Source organism: Arthrobacter sp. Y3225116 (assembly GCF_059091245.1).
This window is the reverse complement of record NZ_JBNHGL010000007.1, coordinates 31,335-48,987: the sequence shown is the minus strand read 5'-3', so window position 1 is coordinate 48,987 and position 17,653 is coordinate 31,335. Positions and strand designations below refer to the sequence as shown.

The following is a 17,653-nucleotide window of genomic DNA, read 5'->3' as shown; positions in this document are numbered from 1 at the left end:
GGGACTGGCCCTGATCCTGCTGGTGGCGGCCCTCGCGATGCCGCCGCTGGCGGGCCACGCCTCCAGCCACGACGAACACTTCCTGGCGGTTGCCAGCCTGGGCCTTCATGTATCCGCCGCGGGCCTCTGGGCGGGCGGGTTGGCGGGCGTGGCGTACCTGGCGCTGCAGGCACCCGTCGACCTCCTGCGGACCGTGCGGCGCTACAGCACGCTGGCGCTGGCCTGCGCCACGGCGGTGGCTGCCAGCGGCCTGGTCAATGCCGTGCTCCAGGTTCAGGCCCCGGCCGCGTTGGTTTCCGGCTATGGGTTCCTGGTGTTGGGCAAAGCGGCGGCGTTCGCGCTGTTGATTGTGTGCGGCTGGCTGCATCGCCGCACGACGCTGCGCGCCTTTGCTGTCCGGGAACGTGCTCCCGCCGGCCTCCCGGCCAGGGCGGATCCCGGGCTGCCGGCCGGACCCGCGGCGCTGCGGCCGTTCCTGAAGCTGGCGGCCGCCGAGCTCGTGGTGATGGCGGCGGCCTACGGCTTGGCGATAGCGCTGGCCCGGACACCCCTGCCCTAGCTGGTTCCGCGGCGTGGCATGTCCACGACGGGCGGGGCAGGGACAGCCATTCCGTCAGCTCGGCGTCCGCCGGAATGAGCGTACCCCCGGCGCGTGTCAGGGTGGATGCTGCGCGTCTCGGAGCGCTGGTTGGTTCTGCGCATCCAGTCGGCGGGGTAGACCTTGGGTAGAATCTTGGTCACGGCCAGCGCGGCATACATGACGGTGTTTATGGCGACGAAGGCCGCTAGGACCGCGAACAGTTCGGAGCGCAGGATCGGTTCGGGAAGCAGGATTCCGGCGGGCAGTATGAAGTAGGCGCCGGTCATGACCGGGCCGCCCTTGCTGTTGCCGGGCCGCGGCGCGTGACGTGCTTCCATGTGGCCTTCCGGCCCAGGGATATGTCGATGATTCCTTTGACGTAGACGATGTTTATAAACATGTCGAAGAACAGTTCGGGCAACAGCGTGAGTGCTAGCAGGCGTGCCCGCCAGCCGCCCTTCCACACCGTGGCCGTCCGTTCCACGGCGAACAGGGCACCCATCCCGAGCCAGAATGGGAACAAGATCCAATCATCAAGTGAGAGCACCATCAGCGCGATGAGCAGCAGGTAGGAGCCCAGGGCAATGACGCCGTAGCCGATGCCCAGTTGCTGGGCCCAGTAACGAAGCGTCTGTGGGGTAACGCCGTAGGCGCCGATGTTCTCCAGGGCACCGCGCTGCCAGCGCAGGCGCTGCGCCCACAAGGTGCGCCAAGTGGGCATCAGTTCGGTGACGACCGTGCACTGCGCCGGGGAGATCGTCAGGGCGCCGAGAGACTTCAGCGCGATGGTTAGTTCGTTGTCTTCCGTCAGTGACGCCGTGTCATAGACGTCACCTGGCTTCCCTGGAATCGACTGTCCGCGCTGCAGTGCCGCCGCGCGCAGCGCACCGGGACGAAAGAGGGAGGCGGTGCCGGTGAGCACGAACACCCGGCCGCGGCGGCGGCGCATCTCACGGGCATAACGGATGTACTCGTTGCGTTGGAACTGGCCAAGCAGCCCGTGCCCTTCCTCCCCGTTAAACAACCCGCCCACAGCCATCAGCGCGCGGTCGTCTGTGAAGCGTTGGACCGCGGCCGCCAGAAAGCCGTCATCGAGTCTCGTGTCGGCGTCCATCACCATGACGACGTCGTTGTCGCCTTGTCCCGGCAGCAGCATCTTGAGCGCCTGGTTCAGCGCTCCGGCCTTCTTTTGCGTGTTGTCCACTGTTTCGAAGACTTCGACCCCGGCTTCGGCGGCAAGTCGGACGGTGGAGTCGGTGCAGTTATCGGCGACAACGATGATTCGTTCCGGCTTGTGCGACTGGGCCAGCAGGGAAGCGATGGTTTCGGGGAGGGAAGCCTCCTCATTGTGGGCCGGAATCAACACGGTCACCGTGACCGGGCCTGCGTAGACACCGCGGGTTGCGGCCATCACCAGCCTCGGAGCCAGGGGAGTTGCCCGGTGGTCGATGGAGCGGCGCGATCTGGTCGACACGAGCCGCTCGAGCAGCGCTATGCCGGTCACAAGCAGAAGCGCCAGGGCAGCGGCCGCCAGAATCACCCGCGCGGGAGGAGCCTGCGTGTCGTAGAGGAAGCTCCAAAGCCCGAAAATAACGCCTTCGGAGGGGGAAGCGGGCGCTTCCCGATCGTTTGCGGCAACGGCGGACCAAAGCCCCGTCGCCGCGCCCGCGGCAGTCACCCCAATGACCGCGCCGACTCCCCGTTTGAACCGCCCCCGCTCCATACACCCGCTCCTGCTGGAATGAACGTCTCAGCTGAAGAATAGCGGGGACGGGTTTGGGGCCTGCAGGGTTATCCGCTGCGTTTGCTCAAGTTGTTATGTGACCCGTGGTGGCGGCTTGAACACGTCGGAGCACCCCCAAGCCACAACCGTCGATGACCGGCAGTGCACGAGCCCACACGGATCTGGTTGACACTCCCCCAGACTTTTGGGGCGGCCAGGGTCAGCTCGTCGTTGGCGCGGCGGGTCTGGCGTGAGAACCGGCCGTTTCGGACCGGAGCCACGGCTCCGGGTCACCCATTGCCCGCCGGCGGTGTTCCGGGTGTCCCGGGTTCTTGCGGCCGGGCTGTCGGCGCCTGCAGGTTGACGGGCCCTTGCGCTGCGGCCGGTGCGGACGGATCAACGGGCCCCTGCGTTGCACCCGGGGCGGACGGGTCGACCGGCCCCTGATCCAGGCGGAAGGGCGGGTATTCGTCGCGCATCAGCAAGACGTAGGCCGCCACCCGGTAGGCCCAGCGGTTGATGCCGATGATCAGGGCGAACAGCTCCTGCCGGTAGCGGCCGCTGAAGAGCAGGATCACCGCGGTGATCAGCACGAGCAAACCCAGCAGCGAGGGGCCCCACGTGGCCGGGGACGCATACGAGTCCTCGCCCCAGCCCCTGCCCCAGCCCCGGTCCCAGGCCGCTCCGGTGCCGCTGGTGAAGATGCCGACAATGAGCAGGTGCGGGATGGCCAGCAGCCACCATTTCACCAGCACGAGCCAGTGCGAGAGACGCTGCGGGTACGCCACGTCCAGGTCGGCCGGGTAGTCCGCGGCGGCCAGGGTGAACGGCGGATACCGGTCCGTGCCCAGCGCGGAGTACCCATAGAAACCCACGCGCCAGGACCAGCGCAGCACACCGACGTTGAACCAGAACCAGGACCTCGGATACCGCCCGGTGAACAGGATCACGATCCCGGCCGCTATCGTGGCCACCAGCACGGCGATCCACAGCACGGCCAGGACGATGTAATGCGGAATCGCCAAGAGCCACTTGACGAGCCACAGCCACCGCGAGAGCCGGCCGTCCAGGAAGCCGGTCACCAGCACCGGGTAGATCTGCGTCGACCTTCCCCACCCGGCATTCCCCGCCGGCGCGGCGCCGGGGCCCTGGCCCGGGCGGCGGTACGGATCCATGCCGTCCGGGTGCTGACCCGGACGGGAACGCTCCGGATCGATGTCGCGGCCCAGGCCGGCGGAACCGAGCAACAGGAGGGGAATACCGATGACCAGGCCGATCAGCCCGGCGATCAAGAGGCCGCTCCCGGCCGGTCCCAGCACATCGGATCGTGCCCCTGCCTGCGCCTCCACCCACACCGGGCGGGAGGCATCGGCGTTCATCACGACCAGCGACCATTGGCCGGGCTGCAGCTCCCAGGCAATCTGCTGCGGGCCGCTGCCGGAGGTCGATTCCGTCCAGAAGTCCTGCTCGCCAGGCGGGGCCGGAACGCGGTCCCCTTCCGAGGTCACCTCGTCGTCGTCATCGAACCACGACGAGCGCCCCGGCCGGTCCCCGGTGTCGGAGCGGGAGGCGTCACCCAGCGAGGTGTAGGAGACGCCCTCCAGATAGGCCGCCGCGTCGGAGGCCTCGGCGATGCCCACGAACACCTCTTGGTCCGGGACCACGGGGGTGACGCGCACCTGGAAACTGGCCAGGTCTCCGAGTGCCGGAATATTGGGCATTCCCGCAGCCCCGGCGTCGACGTCCACGGAAGGACCGACCAGGGCATACCCCGTGCTCTGGTACTGTTCCGTCGGTCCGGTCAGGTAGCGGCCGTCGCCCTGCACGGCGCTGGCACCCAGAATGACGGCGGCGCTGATGGTCAAGGCCAGCCCGGCGACGGTCAGCAACACGCCGAGTACCAGCAGCACCCAGTGTCCGGGCTTCATCCGTGCGGCTGGCGGCGCCGGACCGGGCGCGGGAGGCGGGGCAGGTTGGGCGGTCATGACGGTCCTTTCGCAGCGCGTGCCGGAACCGTGCCCGGATTAGGCGCCTACGGCTGGGGTTGCAGGATGCGGGCAGCCAGATCGGCGCCCAACTACGGGGTTCTCTTGCGTCAGCGCGTCAGCACTCCGCCGAGCGATCTCCAACGTCGCACCGTGGGGACTGGCAGAGGCAATCGAAACCCGCATCGTGCCACCTCCCCCTGGGTGCGCTTCCCCGTGACAGTGCATCTCCAGCGCCCGGCTCCCGCTTCATGCAGCAGGAACGGGGCCCGTCTGGACGCCGGCGCACATCAGGCAGCCCAGTCCGTCAAATGCCCGGCCTCGCGCTCGACGCGCGTGGCTGCAGGCACCATGGTACTCAGCCGCTCCCACCGGCGATAGGGTCTACGCTCACCTGCCGGCCAAGGCCCGGCCGACAAGGCCGGGCTCAGGGTTCGTCAGGACCTCGCCGCCCAGCAGCACCGTGGGGACGGTTTCGTTTCCGTGGTTGTGCTGCCGGACGAACGCCGCGCCTTCCCGGTCCTGCCAGATGTTCACCCAGTGGGCGGCCCGGCCGTGGCGGCCCAGGGTTGCCCGCAGCCGCAGGCAGTAGACGCAGCCGGGCCGCCAGAAGATGACCACCCGGCCGGAGTCGTCGCTTTGGTCCCGCAACGTGGTCCACGGGGCGGCCCGCCGGCTGCCGAAGAAGGGACTGACCGCCCACGCGCCGGCCAGCAGCAGCGTGGCGAAGATGATGCCGGGCAGCCATTCGCCGTCCTGGCCCTTATAGAGCAGGGCAGCCACGCCCAGCCCGGCCAAAGCTGCTGCGGGAAAGAATCGCTCGTAGCGTTTCATGGACACAGCGTACGCGCGCCCTACCGCCGGTCCCGACGCCCTCCCTCCGCTTTTGCCTAGGTTTCTCCCAGCTTTCGCCACGGCAACACACATGGTGGGCCAGTAGTGTCGCTGACTTATGCACCGAGATGGGAGAACAGTGTGACTAAGAAGTGGTTAATGAGCCTGGCCGTTGCCGGCTCCATCGCCGTCCTCACCGCCTGCGGCGGGACGCCGGCGGAGAGCGGTTCGAGCCCGGCGGCCTCCGCGGAAGCCGGCGCGGGTGCGGAAGAGCAGGCCCAGCTGCCGGAGCCGGATCTTGAAGGCATCCCGGACGTGGTGGCCGTGGTCAACGGGACGGAGATCCCGAAGGACAAGTTCACCGCCGCATACGAAGGGCAGTTCCAGCAGATGGCCATGCAGTCCCAGATGACGGGGCAGGAAGTGGACCAGGACGCGCTGAAGAAGCAGACGGCCGAGGCCATGGTCGGCACACAGCTGCTGATCCAGGAAGCGGACAACCGCGGGATCAAGGCGTCCGACAAGGACGTGCAGGCCTCACTGGAGGAGATGGCGAAGGCCAACCAGTTCAAGACCGTGGACGAGCTCATGGCCGCCATCAAGGAACAGGGCATGACCGAGGACGAGGTCAATGCCGAGATGGAGACCCAGGTCCGGGTGGACAAGCTGATTGCCGAGGAGACCGGCAACGCCAAGCCCACCGAGGACGAGCTGAAGGCCGCCTACGAGCAGGCCAAGAAGCAGCAGGAGCAGATGGGCGAACAGACCGGCCAGAAGGCCGAGGTCCCCTCGATGAAGGAAATGCGGCCGAACCTGGAACAGCAGATCCAGGCGCAGAAGGAAACCGAAGCCACCCAGGCCCTGGTCACGGACCTGCGTGAGAAGGCGGACGTCAAGATCCACCTCTGATTCCCCCTCTTGCGAAACTACGACGACGGTGCCCGCCTCAGCGGGCACCGTCGTCGTAGTTGTGGGGCGGCTGACGAAGTTGTCGGGCGGCTGACGGAACCGGAGCCTACCCGCGCCTGACCTGTATCTTTTGCCGCGGCGTCTCCGTCTCCGGCTGCGGAACCGGGGCCTTGATTTCCAGCACCCCGTCCCGGTAGGTGGCGGTGATGTCCTCGTCCTTGACGCCCTGGGGCAGCGGAACGCTGCGGGAGAAGGATCCGTAGCGGAACTCCGAGCGGTAGCTGCCCTTCTCCTTCTGCTCCTTCCGCTCGTGGCGCTCGGCGTGGATATGCAGCTGCCCCTCGGAGACCGAAATCTCCGCATCTTTCTCCGGGTCGATACCGGGCAACTCTGCGCGGATGGTCAGGACGTTGTCCTTGATCTCCTCCTCCACCCGGATCATGGATTTTTCGTGTTCACCTTCGAAGAAGCGGCGGAACGGCTCCGCCAGTTCGAAGGGCGAGCGGCGCTCGAACGGCGACCACCTGGACACATCACTCATGGCTCACACTCCTGTGACAGCAACCGGCAGGCCGGCGGCCAAGCGGCGCCGGCCCGTCATACCCTTCAGTTTTCGCAGGTGCAGGTCCTGGCATTAGGCACCCGGTGCGTTCGGCACGGCAACATGGTATAGCCGCCCGGTCTAAACCGGAATGGGTCAGGCCTGCGGGCGGATCGCGGCATAGAGCAGCATGTCGCGGCGCACGCCGCCGATGGTTTGATAGCTGCGCAGCAGGCCCTCGCGGCCGAAACCTGCGGACTCTGCGGTCCGGATCGAGGCGTTGTTCCAGGGCTCGATGTACAGCTCCAGCCGGTGCAGTTCCGGAATGGTCCAGGCGAAGGCCGCGAGGGCGGCGAGCGCATCCGCGGCCCGGCCCTGCCCCCGGTGTGCCGGGGCCATCAGGTAACCGGCGGTGGCCCGGCCTTCCGGCAGGTAGGTCAGCCACAGCCCGATCTGGCCGACCGCCCGGTCCGACTCCGAATCCGCCACCGCGAAGGAGTACCCCGCGCCGGAGGTGAACCGGCCGTTCTGGCGCAGGATCCACTCCACCGCGTCGTCCTCCCGGCACGGCGAAGGGATGGAACTGATCAGCGGGATGTACGGATCCTGGGCCAGCTCCAACGCCAGGTGGGCGTCGTCGCTGCGGAATTGGCGCAGCACCACGCTGCCCCGCGCCGGCGTGACCTCCGGCCAAGCGAGGGGCAGGCGTGCATCCATGTCTGCGAGTGCGCCGGTTCCCCTGCGCGTGGCCGGCACCGGCGGCGCGGAAGGGACCGGCGATACCTCCGGGCTCAAGTGGTTTCGGCCAGGACGTCCATGATGCCGCCCACGAACTGGTCCAGATCGCCCGGGTTACGGGAGGTGACCAGGGTCCAGCCGTGCTCGCGGTCGATCACCACGGGCTCGTCGTCCCACTGCCCGCCCGAATTCATGATGTCCGCCTTGAGCGAGATGTAGGAGGTGAGGGTCTTGCCGCGGGTGCGCCCGGTTTCCACCAGGAGCCACGGGCCGTGGCAGATGGCGGCGATCGGCCGGCCGGATTCGGAGAACGACCGCACGATGCCCTGGGCATCCGGGTCCAGCCGCAGCTGGTCCGCGTTCAGCGTCCCGCCGGGCAGGACCAGCAGGTCGTAGTCGCCGTCGGAAACATCCGGCAAGGATTTGTCCACCGGGATTTTTTCGCCGCGGTCCCAGTCCCCGACCATGGTTTCCACGTCGCCGGCTTCGGGTGCCGCGATCGTGACGTCGACCCCGGCCGCGCGCAGTTTTTCAACCGGGACTTTCAGCTCGTCCTGTTCGACGCCGCGGTTGCTCACCGCTACCAGGACCTTTTTGCCTGCGATTTCGGGCATGGTTTTCCGTCCTTCCAGTCGAGATGTTCGGACATCTTCCACCTTGCCATTGCTGGGAAGCGAAGCCAAGGCGCTGCCGCGCAGGTGCCGCCGCCGGCAGGCGCCCGGCGCCGTGCCAACTCTTGACGTGTCCCGGGGGCCGGGGTCAACTGGAGATCACGAACCGGCGCGACGTGCGCCGATCCAGTAAGGAGACGCCGTGAAGCTCCCACACCCCCGGGGTCATGTCAGCGAGACGTTGTTGAGCACCCTGCACAGCAGCCAGATTCCCGACGCGCTCCCGGAGCTGCAGGCCGCGGCCGAGAACACGCTGGCCGTCACCGAGGACGTCCTGTTCGACGAGGACCTGCAGCTGGCACTGTTCTGCTTGTACGAACTTCACTACGGCGGGCTGGACGGCGTGGACGACCGGTGGGAGTGGAACCTGCCCCTCCTGCGGGTCCGCGCCCTGATCGAGCAGCGGATGGAGGCCCGGCTGCGGGAGGCCGTCTCCGTTTCGGCCCCGCAACAGCTTTCGCCGCAGGCGGTGGCGGACCGGCTGTTCGAGCTGGCGGCCGACGACGACGGGCCCAGCCTCTCCGCGTTCATGGCCCGCGAGGCCTCGCTGGAACAGGCCAAGGAATTTTTGGTCCTTCGCTCGGTGTACCAGTTGAAGGAAGCGGATCCGCACACCTGGGCCATCCCCCGGCTGGACGGGCGGGCCAAGTCGGCCATGGTGGAGATCCAGGCCGACGAATACGGGGGCGGCAAGCCGGGCCGGATGCACTCGGAGCTCTTCGCCCGCACCATGCGCGGCCTGGGGCTGGACGCCTCGTTCGGAGCCCATCTGGACTCCGTCCCGGCCATCACGCTGGCGTCGGTCAACAGCATGTCGCTGTTCGGGCTGCAGCGGCGGCTGCGCGGAGCGATCTGCGGCCACCTGGCCATTTACGAGATGACCTCTTCGATCCCTAACGGCAAATACGCGCGTGGTTTCCGCCGGCTGGGTTTCGACGGCGACGTGACGGAATACTTCGAGGAACACGTGGAGGCCGATGCTGTCCACGAACAAATCGCCGGGCGGGACCTGGCCGGCGGGCTGATCGCCGAGCACCCGGCTCTGGCGGCCGAGGTGTTCTTTGGCGCGGGCAGCGCGCTCTACCTGGACGGGCTGGCCGGCGGCTGGCAGCTGGATGCCTGGAGCTCCGGCCGTTCGGCGCTGCGCCAGCCCCTGGATGCGGGCCAGCAGGCACCGGTCGCCGCCGGCGCCTCGGTGTGAGGATCGAGTACGTCCTGCCGCTGAAGTGGCAGGACGGTGGCGGCGACGCCGAACTGACCCGGTATCTGCTGTCCCTGCCGGAGTGGGTGGACGTGACGGTGGTGGACGGCTCGGCGGAGCCGGTTTTCGCCGGGCATCACCGACTCTGGCGGCGGCGCGTGCAGCATCTCCGCCCGGACGGGCCGCCCACGCCCAACGGGAAGGTGCAGGGGGTGCTGACCGGATTGCGGCACGCGCGGCATGACCGGGTCATCATTGCCGACGACGACGTCCGTTACACCCCGGAGAACCTTGCCGCCGTCGCGGAATTACTGGGGCAGGCCGAGCTGGTGCGCCCGCAGAACTACTTTGCCCCGCTGCCGTGGCATGCCCGCTGGGACACCGCGCGGTCCCTCCTGAACCGGGCGATCGCGTCCGACTACCCCGGCACGCTCGGCGTCCGCCGCTCGCTGCTGCTGAGGACCGGCGGCTACCGCGGCGACGTGTTGTTCGAGAACCTGGAACTGATCCGCACGGTCCAGGCGGCGGGTGGACGCCAGGTCCGGGCCGACGGCATCTATGTCCGGCGGCTGCCGCCGACCTTCCGGCACTTCGTGGGCCAGCGGGTCCGGCAGGCTTACGATTCACAGACCCAGCCCGCACGCTTGGCCGTCGAACTGCTGCTGGTCCCGCTCCTGCTGCTGCAGGCGCGCCGGCCGGCGGGCTATGGGTTGTGGGTTACCGCCGCCGTCGTCCTTGCGGAGGCGGGGCGGCGGCGTGCCGGCGGTGCCCGGGTATTCGACGCGCGGGCCCCGCTGTGGGCACCGCTGTGGGTGCTGGAGCGGGCCGTGACCTCATGGCTCGCCGTGGGCTGGCGCTGTGCGGGCGGCATGCCGTATTCCGGCCGTCGCCTGCGGAGCGCGGCCAGCAGCCCGGCCTCACTCCGGCGGCGGTTCAGCCACCTCAACGCCTCGATAGGAGAAATCTATGATGAGCCAGGAACCGACCGAGATCGTCGTCTGCCCCGACGGGCCGCTGCTGGTGCGCGGTGACTTTGCCCTTGTGGACGGCGACGGCGAGGCGGTGCCCCGGACGCGGGAGACGGTCGCCCTGTGCCGCTGCGGCGCGTCGGGCATCAAACCGTACTGCGACGGAACGCACAAGCTGCTCGCGGCGAGGCGCAAGGCCGCGCAGTAGCGCGGTCGTGCGGCCCAGTAGCCCGGTGGAAGTCGGCGCCGTAGCGAGGTTGTGCGGCGCCCTAGCGCGATTGTGCGGCGTCGTAGCTTGCCCGCGCGACGCTGCAGGAGCGCCACGCGACGCCGCTGCTGAGGGTGCGCCGTGCCTGACGAAGTGAACGACGACGCCGGGGCACCGTCCCGGCCAGTCGACGGGCTGCGTGAAGAGCGCTTTCTGGGCGGGCGGGACCTGACCAGGTGGGGCACGCCGCCGGGCAGGTTTCTGGCGCGGGGAATGCACCGCCTCAGCAGCATCCTGGGTCCACACGCCGCGTTGATCCTCACGCTGGCCGCCGGAGCGCTGGTCGCCGTGCTGCTCACCGTCGCGTCGGCGGAGATCTACGAGGCGGTGACCGACGAAGACGGCGTTGCCGAATTCGACCAGCCGGTCCTGGACGCGGCACAAAGCGTCCGGTCACCCTGGCTCAATACGGCGGTTACCGCGTTCACGAACATCGGCGGGCCCATCGGGATGCCGATCCTCGCGTTGCTGGTCATGGGTATCCTGACCTTCCGCCGGCGGTCCTGGACACCGGCCATCCTCATCACCACCGCCGCCGCCGGGTCGCTGTTGATGACGGTTGCCGCCAAGCAGTTCATCGGACGGGCCCGCCCGGCGCTGCGGGAGGCGGTGCCGCCCTTCGAATATTCGGCGTCCTTTCCCAGCGGGCACTCCCTCAACGCGGTTGTCATCGCCGGCGTGGTGGCCTACCTGCTCATCCTGCGCCAGGCCAGGCGGCGGTCGAAGATCCTCACGGTCGGCGCCGCGGCCCTGTTCGCGGTGGCCATGGGATTGAGCAGGGTCTTCCTGGGCCACCACTGGTTCACCGATGTCCTGGTCGCCTGGACCCTCGGCGTAGCCTGGCTGGCGCTGGTCATCACCGCCCACCGCCTGTACCTCACCGTCTGGCACCGCGGGGCCGGCCGGGATTCCACCAGAAGGAGATCCCCGCCCGCGGCATCCTAGCGCGGCACCTCGGGCAGATGCCCTCAGGCGGGTTTGACCAGGACGCCGGCCAAGGTTGCCGGGCACCCCGCTGGCGACTGGGCGGGGATAGTCTGGAAGTCCCGACGTCCAAGGAGATGCCCATGAGTTCCGTCCTCCCCACCCTGCTCACCAGCACCGGCCTGCTCGGCGGTTTCAAGACCGGCCAGGCGACCAAGAACCGCCCGCTGGCCGGCGCCGTGCTGGCCGCCGCGGGAGCCGGAGCCTTCGCGATGTGGCAGCGCAACGCCGGCACCGGCCGGGCGGCTGCACTGACCGGTGGCTATCTGGCGGCCTTCGGCGTGTCCCACCCGCTGGCCAAGAAGATCGGCGCCTGGCCGGCGGTTTATACGGTGACGGCGGCGACGGCGCTGGCTTCGCTGGTCTTCGGCCGCAAGCGCTGACCGCCCACTAGCGCGCGGGCGTCATGCCGCCGGCAGGTCCCAGTACAACCGGCCGGCGTCGGTTCGCGCACCCGGCGCCGGCTCGTGCAAGGATTTTTTGCCGCCGGGCAGCAGGTGCACCACCTCAAAGTCGTGCAGCAGCACCAGGACGTCCGAGATGATCCGGCGGTGGCAGCGCCACCACACGCTCTCGCTGCACATGATCGCCACGTCGGCGGCCTCGGCGTCGGTCAGCAGGCGTCCCAGTCCGTTGCCGAATTCCGGGGTGCGGGTGTAGGCGGCATAGGCCCGGAACGCAGCGACTTGCCACCAGCTGTCCGGCTCCGGCTCGCCGGCGGGAATCCGCCGTCGTCCGCCCAACTCTTCTTCCCAGCGGTAGCCGAGGCCCGCCGTCGGAAGCCATTCGGTGAGCGCGTCGCGGCCCATGTCGGGATGCTTGCGGCTGCCCGGGAAGCGTCGGACATCGACGACCTTCTGCACGCCGGCGCCGTGGAGCAGTTCGGCCAGCTCTTCGGGCGTGCTGGTGCCGTGACCGACCGTGTACAGCCGGCGGTGTATGTCTTGTGGCATCTGCGAACCCGGATTAACGCGGGACCGAACCGTTCTTGCGGCTGACGCGGGTGCGGTAGCGCAACTGGATGATGCGGGCTGCCCCGGCGGCGGCGACGAAGATTCCCCCGGCGACCGACGCCACGAACAGCGCCAGCCCCAGTGCGACCTGCCCCTCGAAACCGAAATAGCGCAGCAGGACCTGGTCCTGGTTCTGCGCGATGAACACAATCAGCAGCACCAGCAGGAGCAGGGCAACGACCACCGACGTCCAGATCATCCCCAGCCGGGTGCCTTGTTGCCTCGCCTCGCGCCCATCGAGCGCGTCCCCGCCGGTCCCGCCGGTTTTGGGCCCAAGACCGTCGGATCCGCCCTGCCCGGAGCCACCGGACGGCCCCGGTCCCGATCGGCCGGTGTTGGTCCCCCCGGCCTCGGCTCCGTCCCGTCCCGTGCCCTTCGGATTGGAAGTCATCGCTGTCCTGCCTTTCGCCGCGGCGCCTTTTCCCTCAGCGTAGACGATGCATCAGCGCAGCGACACCGGCGTCAAACCGCAAACACGTCATGCCCCACGACTTCGTGCAATTCAATCTGCCCACCTGGCAACTTCCAATAATGAATGCGGCGGGCAGCGGGAACATCCTTCTCCACCGCCATTCTCCAGCACATGGCGCCGTCCTCTCGACCGACATGTGGTTCATTCGCACCCATTCCGGTGCGGAGTGGGTGAAGCTCACGCGCCGGCAGGTCTGCCGCCAGGCCAGTCAAGAGATGCACTACCGCCTTCGCAGCTTTACGGCGCAGCGACAATGGCAAGGCGAAGTAGCTAGCGGCGAATTTCGAGCCGACCAAGTAGTCCTGGTTCCAGGGCCGTTTCTTCTTGTCCTGTGCAGGAGTCCGTTCCACCCAGGCAAGATAGAGTTCATGGCGCACAGCCGCCTCGTGGTCGGGAAAGCTGTCCCGCGGGTCCGTTTCCTGGTCGTGCACTGTTTTCAGGGCCTTGCGTGCTTTCTTTTGTGAAGCATTGAGCAATTCTGTCTGCCGCCTGTGCCTGAGTTGAAGGGCGGATAGCTCGTAGACCACTTCCGCAAGATCTGATTTTGTCTGCTCGAGCTGTTTGCCTAACTGCTGGGCTTCGGCGACCGCCTGCTGCTGCGAGGCATCTCCCGCTGAGGCCGCGCGAAGCTCAGCGTTAAGCCGCTCAATGGTCAACAGTGCGTCTCGGAATGCCTGCCCACGCTTTACTCCTGCTGCGTTCACGACGACGGCCTCGCCGGCCACGGCGCTGTCACCGCTGGCACGCGCCGCGGCGTTATTGTCATCCAAGGCGTCGAAGTTCAGCGATACGTCAGGCAACAAGTCACGGTCTGGCTGGAGCCATGGAACACCCCCGGCAACTAACACCGGTGCTTCCACGACCGGTTCGTCGTCTCCCACGTCGGTCAATATCAACCTGGGGACGCCCATTGACTGGACGAGCCGCGCAGGGACGACTTGTCCTGGAGCGAGGAGCGTATTGACGTCGTCCAGAGGATTCGAACTGATGTCCGCCCGTTCAACCGTGATGTTGACGCCCGGCAGCGGAACCAATACCGCCTGGTCTGCCTCGGCAGAAGCAACCAGACACAACACGACCTGTCGCCAGCTATAAGCAACACCCAGTCGGGGAATAGTCACGATGTTGCGGATGTCCAGAACCTTTTCAAGCGGTTCCAACACTCCGGTCACCCGCTGGCCGTGCTTCAGCAGCCAATCGAGCCGGGCCTCGATCCCCAGGTCCTCTCGTCGGATGACCACCCTGTCTCCGGTATCGAGTTCCACGAGGGCCCGCTCCCCTGAACCGATAAAGCCGGAGACCCATCCGGTCGCAGTCCGCGGAGCCTTTGACACGAACGTTGTGGAACGGGTCCGGGAGTCGCCAAACCCTGCCGCATCCGGATACATATTTGGATTGGGCCTTCCCAGAACATCGTCCAACAGTTCCTGTGTCAGCCGAGACACTCTTCCTGGGTCGGCCGCCAAATAGTAGGGGCCTGGTTCAACACCCCGTTCCATTCCAACTGGGTAGACGCGGGCGGCCGTTCCGTACACATCCCAGTCTGCCGGCAGATCGCTTTTCAACTGGTAAGTGATGGGGCCGCTGGCCACCGTTATCACGTCGGCCCAACCCTCGACCTCTGCCGCGACTGTCTCTGCATCGAACTGCTTTGCCTCATTGCCAGCCGCATGCGAGATAACGACGAGATGTCGCTCTCGGCGAGACATGACCAGTTCTGCCAGTTCCGCCCCGGTGCCCTGCCATTCCTCAACCGCCATTCGAGTTCCCCAACTCTTTCGCGCGCAGCCGGACACCACGCTCTTATTCTGAGTCTCGCAGCCAGCACTGACAGTCCTGCGAGAACGGACCCGAAGATGCGTCGGCCGGCGCGCCGCATTTGACCGAGGCCTGCCGCATGGCCGCGCATTCGAGGTCCCCCGCTGGCCCTCGCTACTCCGCGAGGTTGCTGCGCAACAGCTTGAAAAAGCGCTTCTGGTAGTCCGGCCATTCGTCGCTCACCAGGACGCGTTCGATCCCCTGCCGGACCCACTCGGCGTCCCAGTAGCCCAGCTTGACCAGTTGGGGCAGCAAAACCGCCAGCTTGCGGTTCTCCCAAGGATTGCCCTCATCGAACTGCATGGCGCTGGCACCCTTGATCCCGGGTACGTGGAACAGTTCCTTGAGCGTCACGTCGATTAATCCCGGCCGCGCCCGCAGGAACTTCAGAAAGTCGATGGCTTTAACCTGCGTCTGGCTCAACAGCAGGAGCATCGCGCCTCGATGCGCCGGGGCAGGCACGAGGCCGTCGCGGACCCAGTCAAACATCGCGTCGATACCGCGGTTACGGTCCCAGCCTTTGGGATTACGCAGATAGCGGGCCGCCCATGCCTCGACGAACAGGTCCAGGTGGCCCGGAAACAACACCGGCGGCACGTCGCGCGCAACTTTGAAATCCGTGTAGGACAGGGCGGCGGACCGTTCCGCGCCGATGCAGGCCATGTGGGCGATGTCCGCGGCGGCCCAATGATCGGGCTGCAACGGGCCCCGCCACCACCCGTCCGGCGAGCGCTCGCCGGTCGCTTCTGCCGAGACCACCATCCGGAACCTCCGGACCATCGACTTCTGAAGCCGCTTTTCGCTGTCCGGCATGGCTGCCGCGTAGCCAAGAACCCCGGCGCGATCACCGGCGCCCAGCAAGTCGAACAGCGGATTGTCGGCGGCCGGAACCGGCCCGGGATCGGTCATACCGCCAATCTAACCCGCCGGAGGCCGGCAGCTCCGCTAGCGGAACACGACCGGCACCTCGGCGGCCCGCTCGCCGGGCATGGCCGTGGGCGGTCCATTGGGTCCGGCCCGTGGGGGCGGCCCCTGGGTCCGGCCCCTGGGTCCGGCCCGTGGGTCCGGCCCGGCCCGTGGGGTCCGACTCCGTTGGTTGTACGTTCCAGCCACCCCATAGGCTGGCATCATGGACTCCCCTATCCAGAGCTATCTCCGCACCCTGCACGCCGAGCTCGCCGGCCTCAAGGACGGCAAGCCGTACGGCGGGATTCCCGCGATGGCCGGCGCGGACCCGGACAAGTTCGCCATCTGCTTGGCCACCGTGGACGGCTACGTGTACGAGGTCGGCGATTCGAACGAAGAGTTCACCATCCAGTCCATTTCCAAGCCCTTCACGTACGGGCTCGCGCTCTCCGACCTGGGCCTCGACGCTGTGGACCGGAAGGTGGACGTGGAGCCCTCGGGCAACGCCTTCAACGAGATCTCGCTGGCTCCGGGCACCGGCCGTCCGGCCAACGCGATGATCAATGCCGGAGCACTGACCGCCACCTCCCTGATCAAGGGCAGCGGCGGCAAGACCGGTTTCCGACGCATCCTCGAGCACTATTCCGCCTTCGCCGGCCGCGACCTGTCGGTCAGCGAACGCACGTTCCAGTCCGAGGCCCGGCACGGCTACCGCAACCGGGCGCTGGCCCACCTGCTGCGCTCCTTCGACGTCATCGAGCAGGATCCGGACCCGGTGGCCGAAGACTACTTCCGGCAATGCTCGGTGCTCGTCACCTGCCGCGACCTGTCGGTCATGGCGGCCACCTTGGCCAACGGGGGCACCAACCCGCTCACCGGAAAACAGGTGCTGGAGCTGGAGGTGGAGGAACGGGTCCTCTCCGTGATGGCGACCTGCGGCATGTACGACGACGCCGGTGCGTGGCTCTCGGACGTGGGCATGCCGGCAAAGTCCGGAGTCGGCGGCGGCCTGCTCGCGGTGTTGCCGGGCCAGTTGGGCCTGGCCGTTTATTCGCCGCCGCTGGACGATCACGGCAGCAGCGTGCGCGGCGTGGCGGCCAGCCGGCGGATCTCGCACGACATGGGGCTGCACTTCGTCCGGGCCGCGCGCACCGGCCGCAACGCCATCCGCGCCAGCTACGACATCACCGGCGCCCCGTCCGGGATCCGCCGCAACGACGAGGCCGCCGAGGTGCTGCGCGCCAACGGGCACCGCGCCCGCGTGATCGAGCTGAACGGGGACCTGCTGTTCGCCGGCACGGAATCCATGGTGCGCGAGGTCAGCGACCTGGACGAGTCGGTGGAACTCGTCATCCTGGACATGCGCCGGGTGGACGAAACCGCCCCGGTCGCCCTGGACATGCTGGAGCAGCTGCGCGCCTCGCTCGCGGAGGCCGGGCGCGAACTGGTGATGATCGACGGCGAGGGCGCCCTGGCGCAGCGGTTCGAGGAATCCGGGCGGCCGGTGCCGTCGTTCGCCACCCGCAGCACCGCCGTCGAATTCGCCGAAAACCGGCTGATCGCCGGCTACGGCGACGAGCTCTGCCGGCCCGCCACCGTGGAGGTGCCCGACTCCCCCGCGCTCAGCCCGCTGGACCCGGAGGACTCCGCCGCGCTCGCGGAGCTGATGGAAGAGCGCAGCTATGACGACGGCGAGCTCATCCGCCGGGTCGGCCAGCGCTTCGCCGGCGTCTATTTCATCCTGTCCGGCCGCGTCACCACCACCTCCGCCGGGCCGGGGAACACCAGAGTCAAACTCACCACGCTCAGCGCCGGCATGACGTTCGGCGAAATGGCGCTGGGCAGCGCGGACCGGCAGGAGACCACCGTGCGCGCGGATGGCCCCGTCCGGGTCAGGCTCCTTTCGGCCGAAACCATGAGCCGGCTGGAGAGCGAAAACCCGCGCCTCGCCGTCGAACTCTGGAAAGCCCTGACCCGCGACGCGTATGCGCACGTGGACCGATACATGCGTGAAACGGCCGTGCGCATCCGCGACTGACGGC

19 protein-coding genes are annotated in these 17,653 nt (G+C 67.8%); 8 read left to right on the top strand and 11 right to left on the bottom strand.

Going from position 1 to position 17,653, the window contains the following annotated elements; all coding sequences use genetic code 11:
• Positions 1-559: copper resistance D family protein (locus tag AC5RV2_RS01920; protein WP_494090924.1), on the top strand; the 559-nt coding region annotated here is incomplete at its 5' end.
• On the opposite strand, the gene AC5RV2_RS01915 is transcribed toward AC5RV2_RS01920, so the two are convergent.
• From AC5RV2_RS01915 to AC5RV2_RS01900, 4 genes are all read right to left on the bottom strand, one after another.
• Complete coding sequence (locus AC5RV2_RS01915; RefSeq protein ID WP_494090923.1) at positions 556-918, bottom strand: hypothetical protein; 363 nt, start codon at positions 916-918, stop codon at positions 556-558. The genes AC5RV2_RS01920 and AC5RV2_RS01915 overlap by 4 nt on opposite strands.
• The gene (locus AC5RV2_RS01910) at positions 864-2,054 is read right to left on the bottom strand and encodes a glycosyltransferase family 2 protein (RefSeq protein WP_494090922.1); all 1,191 of its coding nucleotides are present in this window, start codon (positions 2,052-2,054) and stop codon (positions 864-866) included. The genes AC5RV2_RS01915 and AC5RV2_RS01910 overlap by 55 nt, the downstream gene beginning before the upstream one ends.
• Before the next feature lie 539 nt (positions 2,055-2,593).
• The gene (locus AC5RV2_RS01905) at positions 2,594-4,288 is read right to left on the bottom strand and encodes a DUF4389 domain-containing protein (RefSeq protein WP_494090921.1); all 1,695 of its coding nucleotides are present in this window, start codon (positions 4,286-4,288) and stop codon (positions 2,594-2,596) included.
• Between the two features lie 390 nt (positions 4,289-4,678).
• Positions 4,679-5,122: a glutaredoxin family protein gene (locus tag AC5RV2_RS01900; protein WP_494090920.1), complete on the bottom strand. Its 444-nt coding sequence runs from the start codon at positions 5,120-5,122 to the stop codon at positions 4,679-4,681.
• Between the two features lie 159 nt (positions 5,123-5,281).
• Between AC5RV2_RS01900 and AC5RV2_RS01895 the strand changes: the two genes are divergently transcribed.
• A complete protein-coding gene (locus AC5RV2_RS01895) occupies positions 5,282-6,031 on the top strand; it encodes a SurA N-terminal domain-containing protein (protein ID WP_494090919.1) in 750 nt (249 codons plus the stop codon).
• Positions 6,032-6,137: 106 nt separating this feature from the next.
• On the opposite strand, the gene AC5RV2_RS01890 is transcribed toward AC5RV2_RS01895, so the two are convergent.
• From AC5RV2_RS01890 to AC5RV2_RS01880, 3 genes are all read right to left on the bottom strand, one after another.
• Positions 6,138-6,572, bottom strand: coding sequence for an Hsp20/alpha crystallin family protein (locus AC5RV2_RS01890; protein ID WP_494090918.1), 435 nt, complete (start codon positions 6,570-6,572; stop codon positions 6,138-6,140).
• A 156-nt stretch (positions 6,573-6,728) separates the two neighbouring features.
• Complete coding sequence (locus AC5RV2_RS01885; protein ID WP_494090917.1) at positions 6,729-7,289, bottom strand: GNAT family N-acetyltransferase; 561 nt, start codon at positions 7,287-7,289, stop codon at positions 6,729-6,731.
• A 74-nt stretch (positions 7,290-7,363) separates the two neighbouring features.
• Positions 7,364-7,924 carry a type 1 glutamine amidotransferase domain-containing protein gene (locus AC5RV2_RS01880; protein WP_494090916.1) on the bottom strand — a complete coding sequence of 187 codons (561 nt, stop codon included), beginning with the start codon at positions 7,922-7,924 and terminating at the stop codon, positions 7,364-7,366.
• A 199-nt stretch (positions 7,925-8,123) separates the two neighbouring features.
• Between AC5RV2_RS01880 and AC5RV2_RS01875 the strand changes: the two genes are divergently transcribed.
• The 5 genes from AC5RV2_RS01875 (at position 8,124) to AC5RV2_RS01855 (ending at position 11,785) form a co-directional block, all read left to right on the top strand.
• Positions 8,124-9,182 (top strand): iron-containing redox enzyme family protein, encoded by a 1,059-nt coding sequence (locus AC5RV2_RS01875; protein ID WP_494090915.1) that lies wholly within the window; start codon positions 8,124-8,126, stop codon positions 9,180-9,182.
• A complete protein-coding gene (locus AC5RV2_RS01870) occupies positions 9,179-10,213 on the top strand; it encodes a glycosyltransferase family 2 protein (RefSeq protein WP_494090914.1) in 1,035 nt (344 codons plus the stop codon). The genes AC5RV2_RS01875 and AC5RV2_RS01870 overlap by 4 nt, the downstream gene beginning before the upstream one ends.
• A complete protein-coding gene (locus tag AC5RV2_RS01865) occupies positions 10,149-10,358 on the top strand; it encodes a CDGSH iron-sulfur domain-containing protein (RefSeq protein ID WP_494069233.1) in 210 nt (69 codons plus the stop codon). The genes AC5RV2_RS01870 and AC5RV2_RS01865 overlap by 65 nt, the downstream gene beginning before the upstream one ends.
• A gap of 141 nt (positions 10,359-10,499) precedes the next feature.
• Positions 10,500-11,363, top strand: a complete 864-nt coding sequence (locus tag AC5RV2_RS01860; protein ID WP_494090913.1) for a phosphatase PAP2 family protein — start codon at positions 10,500-10,502, stop codon at positions 11,361-11,363.
• 122 nt (positions 11,364-11,485) lie between these two features.
• The gene (locus AC5RV2_RS01855) at positions 11,486-11,785 is read left to right on the top strand and encodes a hypothetical protein (protein WP_493987708.1); all 300 of its coding nucleotides are present in this window, start codon (positions 11,486-11,488) and stop codon (positions 11,783-11,785) included.
• A 21-nt stretch (positions 11,786-11,806) separates the two neighbouring features.
• On the opposite strand, the gene AC5RV2_RS01850 is transcribed toward AC5RV2_RS01855, so the two are convergent.
• The 4 genes from AC5RV2_RS01850 to AC5RV2_RS01835 all read right to left on the bottom strand — a co-directional run bounded on the left by AC5RV2_RS01850 (position 11,807) and on the right by AC5RV2_RS01835 (position 15,614).
• Complete coding sequence (locus AC5RV2_RS01850; protein WP_494090912.1) at positions 11,807-12,355, bottom strand: DUF488 domain-containing protein; 549 nt, start codon at positions 12,353-12,355, stop codon at positions 11,807-11,809.
• Between the two features lie 13 nt (positions 12,356-12,368).
• Positions 12,369-12,806 carry a LapA family protein gene (locus AC5RV2_RS01845; RefSeq protein ID WP_494090911.1) on the bottom strand — a complete coding sequence of 146 codons (438 nt, stop codon included), beginning with the start codon at positions 12,804-12,806 and terminating at the stop codon, positions 12,369-12,371.
• 71 nt (positions 12,807-12,877) lie between these two features.
• Positions 12,878-14,647: a hypothetical protein gene (locus tag AC5RV2_RS01840; RefSeq protein ID WP_494090910.1), complete on the bottom strand. Its 1,770-nt coding sequence runs from the start codon at positions 14,645-14,647 to the stop codon at positions 12,878-12,880.
• Between the two features lie 172 nt (positions 14,648-14,819).
• Positions 14,820-15,614 carry a hypothetical protein gene (locus tag AC5RV2_RS01835; RefSeq protein ID WP_494090909.1) on the bottom strand — a complete coding sequence of 265 codons (795 nt, stop codon included), beginning with the start codon at positions 15,612-15,614 and terminating at the stop codon, positions 14,820-14,822.
• Positions 15,615-15,834: 220 nt separating this feature from the next.
• Between AC5RV2_RS01835 and glsA the strand changes: the two genes are divergently transcribed.
• Positions 15,835-17,649 carry a glutaminase A gene (gene glsA / locus AC5RV2_RS01830; RefSeq protein ID WP_494090908.1) on the top strand — a complete coding sequence of 605 codons (1,815 nt, stop codon included), beginning with the start codon at positions 15,835-15,837 and terminating at the stop codon, positions 17,647-17,649.
• The last annotated feature ends 4 nt before the right edge of the window (positions 17,650-17,653 follow it).